Origin of the sequence: Photobacterium sp. Ph5 (assembly GCF_022129445.1) — a bacterium.
Classification (GTDB): Bacteria; Pseudomonadota; Gammaproteobacteria; order Enterobacterales; family Vibrionaceae; genus Photobacterium.
Genome location: NZ_JADQAQ010000021.1, coordinates 1 through 12972, shown reverse-complemented (window position 1 = coordinate 12972; position 12972 = coordinate 1). Strand labels below are relative to the sequence as shown.

The 12972-nt window shown below is 42.4% G+C and carries 13 protein-coding genes; 8 read left to right on the top strand and 5 right to left on the bottom strand.

The window, feature by feature from the left end; translation table 11 throughout:
• Positions 1 to 4 precede the first annotated feature (4 nt).
• Entirely contained in the window at positions 5 to 916 is a 912-nt protein-coding gene (gene glyQ, locus I3259_RS09990; RefSeq protein WP_005372243.1) for a glycine--tRNA ligase subunit alpha, read from the bottom strand.
• 290 nt (positions 917 to 1206) lie between these two features.
• Between glyQ and I3259_RS09985 the strand changes: the two genes are divergently transcribed.
• From I3259_RS09985 to I3259_RS09975, 3 genes are all read left to right on the top strand, one after another.
• Complete coding sequence (locus I3259_RS09985; protein ID WP_238029486.1) at positions 1207 to 1896, top strand: OmpA family protein; 690 nt, start codon at positions 1207 to 1209, stop codon at positions 1894 to 1896.
• A 292-nt stretch (positions 1897 to 2188) separates the two neighbouring features.
• Entirely contained in the window at positions 2189 to 2746 is a 558-nt protein-coding gene (locus I3259_RS09980) for a TMEM165/GDT1 family protein (protein WP_238029485.1), read from the top strand.
• Positions 2747 to 2914: 168 nt separating this feature from the next.
• Positions 2915 to 3160, top strand: coding sequence for a hypothetical protein (locus I3259_RS09975; protein ID WP_238029484.1), 246 nt, complete (start codon positions 2915 to 2917; stop codon positions 3158 to 3160).
• A gap of 96 nt (positions 3161 to 3256) precedes the next feature.
• Here I3259_RS09975 and tusA read toward each other — a convergent pair whose 3' ends face one another.
• Positions 3257 to 3505 (bottom strand): sulfurtransferase TusA, encoded by a 249-nt coding sequence (gene tusA, locus I3259_RS09970; RefSeq protein ID WP_005372237.1) that lies wholly within the window; start codon positions 3503 to 3505, stop codon positions 3257 to 3259.
• A 141-nt stretch (positions 3506 to 3646) separates the two neighbouring features.
• Between tusA and I3259_RS09965 the strand changes: the two genes are divergently transcribed.
• Together I3259_RS09965 and I3259_RS09960 are read left to right on the top strand one after the other, a co-directional pair.
• Positions 3647 to 3826 carry a hypothetical protein gene (locus I3259_RS09965; RefSeq protein ID WP_005372235.1) on the top strand — a complete coding sequence of 60 codons (180 nt, stop codon included), beginning with the start codon at positions 3647 to 3649 and terminating at the stop codon, positions 3824 to 3826.
• Positions 3827 to 3943: 117 nt separating this feature from the next.
• A complete protein-coding gene (locus I3259_RS09960; RefSeq protein WP_238029483.1) occupies positions 3944 to 4888 on the top strand; it encodes a LysR family transcriptional regulator in 945 nt (314 codons plus the stop codon).
• 56 nt (positions 4889 to 4944) lie between these two features.
• Here the strand turns inward: I3259_RS09960 and I3259_RS09955 are convergent, their stop codons facing one another.
• From I3259_RS09955 to fadB, 3 genes are all read right to left on the bottom strand, one after another.
• Positions 4945 to 5925: an MDR family oxidoreductase gene (locus I3259_RS09955; protein WP_238029482.1), complete on the bottom strand. Its 981-nt coding sequence runs from the start codon at positions 5923 to 5925 to the stop codon at positions 4945 to 4947.
• Positions 5926 to 6168: 243 nt separating this feature from the next.
• On the bottom strand, positions 6169 to 7335 hold the full coding sequence (gene fadA / locus I3259_RS09950; protein ID WP_238029481.1) for an acetyl-CoA C-acyltransferase FadA: 1167 nt from the start codon (positions 7333 to 7335) through the stop codon (positions 6169 to 6171).
• 16 nt (positions 7336 to 7351) lie between these two features.
• On the bottom strand, positions 7352 to 9520 hold the full coding sequence (fadB, locus tag I3259_RS09945; RefSeq protein WP_238029480.1) for a fatty acid oxidation complex subunit alpha FadB: 2169 nt from the start codon (positions 9518 to 9520) through the stop codon (positions 7352 to 7354).
• A gap of 266 nt (positions 9521 to 9786) precedes the next feature.
• Here fadB and I3259_RS09940 point away from each other — a divergent pair, with 266 nt between their 5' ends.
• Genes I3259_RS09940 through hemG form a run of 3 tightly spaced genes read left to right on the top strand, consistent with a single transcriptional unit; the run spans position 9787 to position 12452 of the window.
• Positions 9787 to 10413, top strand: coding sequence for a YigZ family protein (locus I3259_RS09940; RefSeq protein ID WP_238029479.1), 627 nt, complete (start codon positions 9787 to 9789; stop codon positions 10411 to 10413).
• Positions 10414 to 10447: 34 nt separating this feature from the next.
• Positions 10448 to 11905 carry a TrkH family potassium uptake protein gene (locus I3259_RS09935; RefSeq protein ID WP_238029478.1) on the top strand — a complete coding sequence of 486 codons (1458 nt, stop codon included), beginning with the start codon at positions 10448 to 10450 and terminating at the stop codon, positions 11903 to 11905.
• 10 nt (positions 11906 to 11915) lie between these two features.
• A complete protein-coding gene (gene hemG, locus I3259_RS09930) occupies positions 11916 to 12452 on the top strand; it encodes a menaquinone-dependent protoporphyrinogen IX dehydrogenase (RefSeq protein WP_238029477.1) in 537 nt (178 codons plus the stop codon).
• Positions 12453 to 12972: the final 520 nt, after the last annotated feature.

Sequence of the window (12972 nt, the reverse complement as noted above, 5' to 3'; positions counted from 1 at the left end):
TCCCTTACTTGTCTTTTTTACACATTGGGAAGCCAAGTGCTTCACGGGATGCGTAGTAAGCTTCAGCAACTTGTTTAGTTACGTTGCGGATACGCAAAATGTAACGTTGACGCTCAGTTACAGAGATCGCTTTACGTGCATCTAATAGGTTAAATGCATGAGCGGCTTTTAGAATACGCTCGTAAGCTGGCAACGGTAGTGGCTGCTCTAGCTCTAGCAGTTTGATTGACTCTTTTTCACATTGATCGAAGAATGTGAATAGGAAGTCGACGTCAGCGTGCTCAAAGTTGTACGTTGATTGCTCAACTTCGTTTTGGTGGAAGATATCACCGTATGTCACTTTACCTAGAGGACCATCTGTCCATACAAGGTCGTACACAGAATCAACGTTCTGGATGTACATAGCAAGGCGCTCGATACCGTAAGTGATTTCACCTGTTACAGGTTTACACTCAAGGCCACCAACCTGCTGGAAGTAAGTAAACTGTGTTACTTCCATGCCGTTTAGCCAAACTTCCCAGCCTAGACCCCAAGCACCCAGTGTAGGGTTTTCCCAGTTGTCTTCAACAAAACGGATGTCGTGCACTTTAGTATCGATACCTAGCACTTCTAATGAGCCTAAGTACAGTTCTTGAATGTTGTCTGGCGATGGTTTTAGCATCACTTGGAACTGGTAGTAGTGCTGTAGACGGTTAGGGTTTTCACCGTAACGACCGTCAGTTGGGCGGCGAGATGGTTGTACATACGCTGCTGCAATTGGTTCTGGACCTAGAGCACGTAAACATGTCATTGGGTGAGAAGTTCCTGCGCCCACTTCCATGTCTAGTGGTTGTACAATAGTACAACCTTGTTGGCCCCAGTAATCCTGCAGCGCGAGGATCATGCCCTGAAAGGTTTTAATATCGTATTTCTGCATTGTCAGCTTCGCGAGATTAGTGGATTAAAATGAGTAATAATCCAGTATACCTCGCCAACCCTAAGGCGAGTAGGGGCAGTGCGTGTTTTTTACACATCTTTGAGGGGATTTACCAAAATTCTTCCACGTTCATGCAGTTTTGTTTTGAATTAAGGGAATTTTTACATTCTCTTGATGCCTCATATAGCGTTGTTGATTACAATATGCGACAAATATTTCTGGCTGTTATTGCCAGTATAATAAATTTCTAATTTATCGATTCTATATCGAGTATACGGATACTTAAAAAGATGGCTCAAAATAAAGCAATGGCATCTAAAAAGTGGGTGCGTGCGGCAGTACTTTCTGTTGTCGCTTCTGTAACTATGGCTGGTTGTTCAACAGTAAACCCATACACGGGTGAATCACAAACAGCAAAAGGTACTGGTGGTTCAATCATTGGTGCGCTTGCTGGTGCAGCAATTGGTGTGGCTTCTTCAAGCAAGCACGACCGTGGTAAAGGTGCACTAATTGGTGCAGCTGCTGGTGCTGCGCTTGGTGGCGGTATTGGTTACTACATGGATGTGCAAGAAGCGAAACTACGTCAGCAACTAGCATCTTCAGGTATCACTGTTACTCGTGACGGAAATAACATCATTCTAAACATGCCAAACGAAATCACATTTGGTTTTGATCAGGCAAACCTAAATGATCGTGCGATGAATGCTCTACACAATGTAGCCCTTGTTGCCAAAGAATACGAAAAAACGCAATTAAATGTATTAGGTTTCACCGATAGCAAAGGTGCTGCGTCTTACAACCTTCGCCTATCTCAAGTACGTGCAGATGCCGTTGCTAACTACCTAATCCGCCAAGGTGTGAATGCAAACCGTGTTGTATCTCAAGGTCGTGGTGAATCCAACCCAATCGCCTCGAACAGCACTGAGAACGGTCGTGCGCAAAACCGTCGTGTAGAAATTATTCTTTCTCCACTCGGCTAATATTACGTTAGCGTAATCAAACGGTGAGCGCTGGCTCACCGTTTTTGTATCGATAGAATAATGCAGATGGTTAAAATCTCTTCTTTTCTCTGTTAGAATTATGACTCCTTTGGGGAGTAGCCTCTCGCACCTTGCGAGATAATTATCAACATAATCGAAGCAAAATCTTCGTGGTAATTATGATTTATCCAACGCGATAAATTTGGCAAGACCAACGGCAAACAACACAAACCGGGGTGGGAGTGTATGTTTTGCTATTGGTATCAATAATTCCCACCCCAGAGAGTATGTTGTGAGTGTTTTAGCTATTTCTATTACGTCTGTCGCTCTAGCCGAAATAGGGGACAAGACCCAATTATTATCCCTACTGCTTGCTAGTCGATATCGCAAACCCCTTCCTATTATCAGTGCCATTTTTCTTGCGACCATTGTTAATCATGCGTTAGCTGCATGGCTTGGTGTTGCCATTGCTGATTACCTTACGCCGAATATTTTAAAGTGGGTGTTAGTGGTGAGCTTTATTTTAATGGCTGGCTGGATCTTAATTCCCGATAAACTCGATGATGATGAAAAGCTATCGAATCGAGGACCATTTATCGCCAGTTTTATCGCATTCTTTATTGCAGAGATTGGAGATAAAACCCAAATTGCTACGACGATGCTTGGGGCGAAATACCATGACGCATTAGTATGGGTTGTACTTGGTACGACGATTGGAATGTTGTTGGCCAATGTTCCGGTTGTTCTTATTGGTAAGTTATCTGCTGAAAAAATGCCATTAGGACTGATACGCAAAATTACAGCCACACTCTTTGTTTTCCTCGCCGTAGGAGCCGCTTTGGGTATGTAGATAGCACAGAACGTTTCATGTGAAACATTGCTTATTACCCTGCAGGAATAAGAGTTTTGTTTCATTATGATGAAGTGTGATAGCGCCATAAGATATGCTGATTTTCTCATGCTAGAGTAAATGAAGTTATGTCATTTGTTCGTTTTTGCTGAAATTGCAGGAGGGAGTATGGCTCAGTTTCTCGCGATATCGTTGAAAAGCCAATGTTGGTTATTTCACTTAGCATTGGTGCTCAATATATTCGGTATGGTCTTAACAGATATGTGGCTTCCCATGGTGGTAGGGGCACTTGTTACGTTATATCTTGCGCTAGATTCATTGATCCGGCTGCGCTATGTCTTACCGCTTAAAAAAGAGATGCGTGATTTACACCACGAGTTAGCAGTACTGCGTCAAAAAATGAATGATGTGTAGTGTGTTTTCGCGTTAGGGATTACGTGATAGCAATTAAAAAGGCAGCCTAATTTAATCAATGGCTGCCTTTTTTGTTCTTGGTATTTTTAACACTGCTTAATTCGTGCCTTTTTGGATCAAAAAGCGATAAGGCACGCTTTCTGTTTCTGCGGCAAGCAGCGTGTGATCCATAAAGCGGCAAAAGCTTGGAATATCACGTGTGGTTGACGGATCGTCAGCCAATACCAATAGGGTTTCGCCTTCGGCCATTTTCCTTACCGTTTTACGAACCATCATCACAGGTTCAGGGCAGCGTAGTCCTTGTGCTTCTAGGCTGTGAGTCGGATTATCAAAAATAGCAGTCATAACATACACATCTTATTAGTAAGTGTTAGATCATACTTATGGGCAAGAATTAATCAATAACACTTGGCAAATCAAGATATACTGTGTAACGTAATTAACAAGTTGATAACGTTTCTTTCTGAAGGATTAGGGGGAAGTAGTATGCTGACATCAATGGATAGACTGACAATTTATGCCGTGCTGTGTTTTATCTCGTTTTGCACCATCATGTTAACTAGTTCAAATGATATGGGTATTTTTGCTATTGGTGGCCTATTTTCTGCTGCTCTTGGTTTATGGTTTGAACTTACGAGTGATGCTGAATTGGAAGAAGAAAACTAATTTATTGATAACCTACACCCATCATCTTGGGCTTTCCCGCGATTAAAGCGGGATTTTTTTTATCTATCCCCCCATAATATTGTCATATTTGATTAATTCCGAGTCCCTGAGATCCAAATGGAACTAGAAGAAGTTTATCGTCGTGACTTAAATTTATTAGTAGCACTGAAAGTTCTTTTGGATGAGGGCAGTGTTAGTCGTGCTGCTGTTCGTTTGAACTTAAGCCAATCAGCCATGAGCCGCGTGTTAGGTCGATTACGTGATTTATTGCATGATCCCTTATTTACTCGACAAGGACAGGCATTAATTCCGACTCAGCGGGCATTGGAAATTAATGAGCAGCTCAATGATCCGCTGGAGTCGTTACGACTTTTATTAACCCCGAATGATTTTCAACCAAGCCAATGTGAGCAGCGCTTTAAAATTGCGACTACCGATTATGCGATGCAGACTATTTTGCCTTTTGCATTGCCTCGAATCTATCAAGAAGCCCCGCATATATCATTAGAGTTTGCGCCACTACAACATGATCATTTATTGGGACAATTGACCAGTAATGGTTGTGATATGGCGATTTGTCGTCCTGTGGGAGATATTGATTCACTTTGCCATCAGCAACTTGGTTTAGTGAGTGTGTTTTGTTTGGTTGCAAAGGATCACCCTTTAGCTGATAAACCGTTAACTTTTGATGACTACCTAACGTTCCCTCATGCCATGATAGCTATTAGTGATGGAGTTAAATCATTAATTGATGATGAGTTACGAGGTTATCCTGAACCTAAAATGGTACTACGGGCTTACCACTTAGAAGCGGCATTAGCGGTTCTTAAGATCATGCCATTGATTATTACCGTTCCTGCCGATCTCGCGTATTTAGTCGCAGAACGTTATGACTTGGTAGTTAAACCGCTGCCATTTGAGTTTAAACCGTTTGATTATTCACTTATTTGGCACTCACGGTGTGAGCATTCAGCATCGCAAATATGGCTACGTAACATTATAAAAGAAGAGTGTAGTCGGTTAATTGATTCGCGGATCCTGGATATGGGCTTAATAAAATAGCAGATAACAAAAAGGCCAGCACAATGGCTGACCTTAGTTGGTGTGGGGGTTATCGATTAAAGCTTGATAACGACACGACCTGTGATTTGACCATTAGTGATCGCTTCAGCGCATTCAGCAACTTCTTCAAGTTCTACTTCGCGACAAGCTTGTTCAAAGTAGCTTGCTGGTAGAATTTCAGATAGACGTTGCCATGCTTGTTGACGTTTCTCGAACGGACACATGACTGAATCTACACCTTGTAGGCGAACGTTACGAAGAATAAATGGCATTACTGTTGTTGGTAAATCGAAACCGCCAGCAAGACCACAAATTGCAACCGCGCCATTGTAGTTAATTTGGCTCAATACTTTTGCCAATACTTTGCTACCTACTGTATCAATAGCACCAGCCCATAGTTGTTTATCTAATGGACGAGCAGGCTCTTCAAATACACTACGCTCAATAATTGTTGTTGCGCCTAGCGTTTTTAGTAGGTCGCCGTTAACTTCTGCGCGACCTGTCACTGCCGCTACTTTATAGCCTAGTTGAGAAAGTAAAGTCACAGCAACTGAGCCAACACCGCCACTTGCACCTGTAACTAAAATTTCACCGTCTTCTGGTTTTACATCAGCATCAATCAGCGCTTGCACACAAAGCATTGCTGTTAAGCCTGCTGTACCAATCATCATGGCTTGTTTGCCATCGAATTTTTTTGGTAGTGGCACTAACCAATCAGCTTTTAGGCGCGCTTTTTCTGCCATACCGCCCCAGTGACCTTCACCAACACCCCAGCCAGTTAAGACGACTTTATCGCCCGCTTGGTATCGGTCATCTGAAGATTCAGCGACAGTACCCGTTAGATCGACACCAGGAACCATTGGGAATTGACGAACAATGCGACCTTTACCGGTGATCGCTAAACCATCTTTGTAATTCAGTGAAGAGTAATCAACATTAATTAATACATCACCTTCAGGAAGCTCTGATGTTTCTAGCTGACGAATACCTGCAATTGTTTTTTTATCTTCTTGTTCTAGTACGAGTGCTTTAAACATAGCAATGCTCCGGTAAATTCATGTTCGACAGTGAATGTAAGATAAGTGTATATCGACTTTTAGTTATGAATAAAATGAAACTTAATCATGGTATCTATGTACACCTAGCATATATTCGTTGAAATCGTCTTTTATTTTTTAGGTAGATAGTCTGATTGAGTATATCGCTAATATAAAAAATAAATAGCGAGAATAAAAAAAGCTTACCGTGAGGGTAAGCTTTTTGTGTCAGTGGCGTGTCTATTATTCTACGCGTTCAAAAATGGTAGCAATACCTTGGCCAAGACCAATACACATGGTAGCTAAACCAAACTCAACGTCATGGCTTTCCATTAAGTTTATTAATGTGGTTGAAATACGAGAGCCTGAACAGCCAAGAGGATGCCCAAGTGCAATCGCACCGCCATTGAGATTGACTTTTTCATCCATTTTATCGAGTAGGCCTAAGTCTTTTGCGCAAGGGAGCGATTGCGCTGCAAAGGCTTCATTGAGTTCTATCATTCCGATGTCATCGATGGTTAAGCCTGCTCGTTTAAGTGCTTTTTGAGTGGCAGGTACTGGGCCATAGCCCATAATCGAAGGATCGCAGCCCGCAACGGCCATCGATTTTACGCGTGCACGAATACGGAGCCCTAAATCGCGGGCATGTTGCTCATCCATTAATAGCATAGCGGATGCGCCATCAGATAAGGTTGAAGAGGTGCCTGCGGTAACCGTGCCATTGACAGGATCGAATACAGGGCGAAGCTGACTCAATGTTTCGACGGTTGTTTCAGGACGAATAACTTCATCGGTTTCAAAGCGCTTTAAAATCCCATCGCTATCGTGACCTTCAGTGGCGAATATTTCGTTATTAAATCGTCCTTCAACTGTGGCTGCGTAAGCACGTTGATGAGAGCGTGCAGCAAAGGCATCTTGCATTTCTCGACTGATACCATGCATTCGACCTAGCATTTCAGCGGTTAGCCCCATCATACCCGCTGCTTTTGCAACGGATTTTGACAATCCAGGGTGGAAATCAACACCATGGTTCATTGGCACATGTCCCATGTGTTCAACGCCACCGATAATGCACGTTTTCGCGTCACCAACCATGATTGCGCGGGTTGCATCATGTATCGCTTGCATTGATGAACCACATAAGCGATTGACCGTCGTAGCACCAACTGAATGGGGAATACCTGCTAAAAGTGCGGCATTACGTGCGACATTAAAACCTTGCTCTAAGGTTTGCTGCACACAGCCCCAGTAAATATCTTCAATATTGTTTGGGTCGAGTTGTGGGTTGCGCTCAAGCAAACCTTTCATTAAGTGAGCAGAAAGATCTTCGGCGCGAACGTTTCTATAAGCCCCAGCTTTTGAACGTCCCATTGGGGTGCGGATACAATCAACAATTACAACGTTATTCATAATGATGTCCTCATCCTTAAGCGTTCAGGTTAGTGGTATGGTTATAGTACGTTTCGCCTTTAGTGGCTTTTTCTCGTAGTCCTTTTGGTACTTCATACAATGCACCTAATTCGGCATACTGATCGGCCAGTGCCACATAATTTGCAAGTCCTAAGCTATCAAGGTAACGGAACACACCACCTCTAAATGGTGGGAAACCTAAACCGTACACTAACGCCATATCGGCTTCGGCTGGCGTGGCGATAATGTTTTCTTCTAAACAACGCACCACTTCATTAATCATAGGGATCATCATACGAGCGATAATAGCATCGCTGGTAAACGTTGTACTTGGTTGGCAAACAGGGGCAAGAAGTGCCTCTGTCTTATCTGATACTGCTTTTTTCGGTTTACCTTTACGATCGATAGAGTAGCTAAAGAAACCATGGCCATTTTTCTGACCGAAACGCTGTGCTTCAAACATCACATCAATGGCATCTTTACCGTTTTTCCCCATACGATCAGGGAAACCTTCGGCCATGACCGCTTGCGCGTGATGAGCCGTATCAATGCCGACAACATCGAGTAGATAAGCTGGACCCATTGGCCAACCAAACTCTTTTTCCATGACTTTATCGATTTGAATGTAATCAGCACCATCTTTAAGCAATAAGCTAAAGCCAGCAAAGTAAGGGAAGAGCACGCGGTTCACAAAGAACCCTGGGCAGTCATTAACAACAATTGGCGATTTACCCATTTTCGCAGCATAAGCGACAACGCGATCGATGGTCTCTTTCGATGTTTTTTCACCGCGAATGATCTCAACTAATGGCATGCGATGAACGGGGTTGAAAAAGTGCATACCACAGAAATTTTCAGGGCGTTTAAGTGATTTAGCTAGTAGGTTAATTGGAATGGTTGAGGTATTTGAAGCAATCACGGTGTCGTCGGTTACTTGGTTTTCAACATCAGCTAAAACCGCCGCTTTTACTTTTGGATTTTCAACGACTGCTTCTACTACGATATCTACACTGTCTGCGCCAGCGTAATGCAAACTCGGAGTAATGGATGACAGAACGGAAGCCATTTTTAAACCATCAATACGCTTACGTTCAAGTTGTTTATTTAACAGCTTGGCTGCTTCATTCATGCCTAAGCTTAATGAGGCTTCAGCAATATCTTTCATTAAAACAGGCGTGCCTTTTAGCGCTGATTGATAGGCGATACCACCACCCATAATACCAGCGCCTAATACCATGGCGTGCTCTGTCGGTTTTGCTGATTTTGACGCTTTTTTGGCTTGGCTTTTAATATATTGATCGTTTAAGAAAATGCTGACCAATGCTTGAGCAACATCGGTTTTGGCTAATTGAACAAAATGCTGGTTTTCTATCACTAATGCTTCATCTCGAGCGCATCGTGCAGCTTGTTCGATAGTCGCCACAGCAGCCATAGGTGCAGGGTAATGTTTACCCGCGACTTTGGCGACCATACCTTTGGCTGTCGAGAAGCTCATAGTGGCTTCTATTTTATTAAGCGAGAGCGGTGCTTGTTTTTGTTGTCGACGTTGTTGCCAATCTAGTTTTCCTTCAATCGCACTTTTTATCATTGCCAGTGCGGCACACTTCAAGTTGTCAGTTTCAACAACAGCATCAACCAGTCCTAATTTTAAAGCGTCTTGTGCTTTCTTATCTTTACCTGCGGTAATGATTTCCATTGCTGAATCAGCACCAATTAAACGCGGCAGTCTTACTGTACCGCCAAAGCCCGGCATGATCCCCAGCTTGGTTTCAGGCAGGCCAATACGCGCCTTGGTGTCAGCAACACGAAAATCTGTAGCAAGTACACACTCACAACCGCCACCTAACGCATAACCATTGATGGCTGAAAGCGTCGGTACGGGGAGATCTTCAAGCTTATTAAAGATGTCATTGGCATGAGAAAGCCATTGTGAGAGCTCTTGCTCTGGCTTGGCAAATAGTCCGAGAAACTCAGTAATATCTGCACCGACAATAAAGGCGTCTTTTGCAGAGGTAATAATTACCCCTTTTAAATCGGGTTGTTGATACAACGCATTAAGTGCTTGATTGAAGCTTTCCAGTGTCGAAATATTGAATTTATTCACTGGGCCTTGAGCATTAAGGTTGATCTCCGCAATACCATCTTCCAGATAGCTAACGGATAGGGTTTCACCTTGGTAAATCATGTTCTATCTCCATATGTTCCAGTCTACGCTGGATTTGGTTTGATCTAACTGGTTTGACCTGTTGTAGGTATAAACTAAGTGTGAACCCTAAAAGAAACAAATTCAAACACTAATTTAAACATTTGTTTAACATTTATGATGAGTGACTCAACTTCAAGACAGGGTGTGAGTTGACGCATAGCGTAATTACAGGGTGTTAACGACAGCACTATGAGATAGAGAGGAATGTGGTATCCTGCCTCCCCTTTATCATTAAGGCGTAAATAATGTCGAATTCTGAACCTTATCTTGTTCCTACTGCTGATGTGATATTTGAAGAAGAGATCAAGAAAAGTCGCTTTATTACTTATTTAGCGCATACCCCTACCATTGAAGCTGCAAAGCAATTTGTTCAGCAAATTAAAGAGCGTCATCATGATGCACGCCATAATTGCTGGGCATTTGTCGCTGGTCGCCCTAGTGATTCTATGAAATGGGGGTTTAGTGATGATGGTGAGCCATCAGGCACTGCAGGTAAACCAATATTGGCACAGCTAACAGGCTCTGGTGTCGGTGAAATTACCGCTGTTGTAACACGTTACTATGGTGGTATTCGTTTAGGTACCGGTGGGTTAGTAAAAGCTTATGGTGGCGGGGTACAACAAGCCCTAACATTACTCGAAACAAAAGAAAAAGTGATCACATCAACATTGCATTTGAGTTGTGAATATAATCAAGTGTCTTTGGTTGAATCATTATTAAGTGAATACAATGGCACTCAGTTACATGCCGATTATGGTAATCAAGTCACTATGCAGATAGAGCTAGATAATCGTATAGTGGAAGAGTTCCGTGCCAAATTAACCAATCGTAGTGGTGGGCGCATCATTGCAGCCTCGGCTTCAGATACATAATCATTTCCATATAAAGGTGAGAGCCGCTTAGGCCATGCAATTTCGTTCAATTATTCGAATCGTCGGGCTATTGCTCGCGTTATTTAGTGTCACTATGCTTATTCCAGCATTGGTGGCATTGATTTATCGTGATGGTGCGGGTTTTCCGTTTGTCGTGACGTTCTTCATTCTTATTGCGGGTGGTGGTTTATTGTGGCTACCAAACCGACAACATCGCCATGAACTCAAAGCTCGAGACGGTTTTCTTATTGTTGTCTTATTTTGGGTGGTTATTGGTAGTGCGGGTGCAATCCCATTTTTATTATCTAAAACGCCTGATTTGTCAGTCGCAGACTCCTTTTTTGAATCATTTTCCGCGCTGACAACCACAGGAGCGACCGTTATTGTCGGTCTTGACTATCTGCCTAAAGCGATTTTGTTTTATCGCCAGTTGTTACAGTGGTTTGGTGGTATGGGGATCATCGTACTTGCCGTCGCTATTTTACCCGTACTGGGTATCGGTGGTATGCAGCTATATAGAGCAGAAATTCCGGGACCGGTAAAAGACAGTAAGATGACGCCGCGTATTGCTGAGACAGCAAAAACCTTGTGGTATATCTATCTTGCCTTAACCATTGCTTGCGCACTCGCATTTTGGTTAGCAGGGATGTCAGCTTTTGATGCTATCTCACATAGTTTCTCAACTATCGCTATTGGTGGTTTTTCTACCCACGATGCCAGTATCGGGTATTTTAATAGCCCCGCGATTAATATGATCACTGTGGTGTTTCTTTTAATTTCAGCATGCAATTTTTCTTTGCACTTTGCTGCCTTCGGTAACGGTGGTGTGCACTTAAGAACCTATTGGCGTGATCCTGAGTTTCGCGCATTTCTCGGTGCGCAGGTGATTTTATTTGGTATATGTTTTGGTTTATTACTCAAACATAGCCCTTATGATTCCTATTTTACGGCATTTGATCAGGCGTTATTTCAAACTGTATCTATCTCAACCACCGCAGGATTTACGACCACTGGATTCTCTGATTGGCCGCTGTTTTTACCTGTACTGCTTTTGTTCTCTTCATTTATAGGAGGGTGTGCAGGCTCAACAGGTGGTGGTATGAAAGTGATCCGAATCTTACTGCTTTCTTTGCAAGGTGTACGTGAATTAAAACGTCTTGTTCACCCGCGTGCGGTTTACACGATTAAGTTGGGTAATAAAGCATTACCTCAGCGAGTCGTTGATGCTGTGTGGGGGTTTTTCTCGGCTTATGCCTTAGTGTTTGTGGTTTGCATGTTGGCATTAATCGCGACCGGGCTTGATGAGCTGACTGCATTCTCTGCTGTTGCAGCCACACTTAATAATTTAGGCCCCGGTTTAGGGGAAGTCGCAGTCCACTTTGGTGAAGTTAATGATTCCGCAAAATGGATATTAATTATTGCGATGTTATTTGGCCGATTAGAAGTCTTTACATTATTAGTTTTATTTACGCCGACATTCTGGCGTAACTAAAGGAGTACTTATGGAAAAGGTATTGTTGCTGCATTCGAGTTGTGAAGGGCAAACCAAGAAAATCTTAAATCATATTGAGCAACAATTAGGTGATCAGTACCACTGTGACTATATAGACATTCACAGTGAGCCCAATGTTGATTTTAGTTTGTATGATCTTGTGCTTGTTGGCGCCTCTATTCGTTATGGTCACTTCAATAAGAAACTGTATCGCTTTATCAATAAATACCAACAAGAACTGTCACAATATAATGTTGCTTTCTTTTGTGTGAATCTTACTGCGCGTAAAGAAGGCAAAGATACGCCAGAGGGCAGTGCTTATATTAAGAAGTTCTTAATTAAGTCACCATGGCACCCTGTGTTAATCGGCGTTTTTGCTGGCGCACTAAGATATCCCCGTTATAACTTCTTTGATCGCACAATGATTAAGTTGATTATGAAAATCACAGGAGGAGAAACAGATACGACGAAAGAAGTGGAATACACGGATTGGAATAAAGTGAGCGATTTTGCAGCGCAATTTAAGCAGCAAAGGAATGAAAAATAGAGAGTTGGTTGCTTTTTGATCTAAAGTGCTCTTTTTTAAAAGAAAAGTTAATTATTACTTGCTAAGCCTCATTTTGTCTCTATAATGCCGCCACATCGACACGATAACGGCTTCCAGTAAGGATTTCCGGATGTGACGATAGGATGAAAGATTTAATAAAATAAGTTGAAAAAAGTGTTTGACACGACAGCTTATTTCGCTAGAATGACCATCCACTTCAACGAAAGCTTGAAACGTTCAAAAGTTTTAGTTTCGCTGAAGATTGTTCTTTAACAATTTGACCATGCAATCTGTGTGGGCACTCGTTGAAAAGTTAAGTCGAAAGATTTATCAATGATACTAGTGACCAATACAAATAACTCATCTCTTTATAGAGAAGGATTATTTGGCACAGTCAATTCAAATATCCTAACTAGCTTCTAGTTAGTGGTATTTTAACAGTATTCATTGAGCCGGTCGAAAGACCAACAAAACTTTAATTGAAGAGTTTGATCATGGCTCAGATTGAACGCTGGCGGCA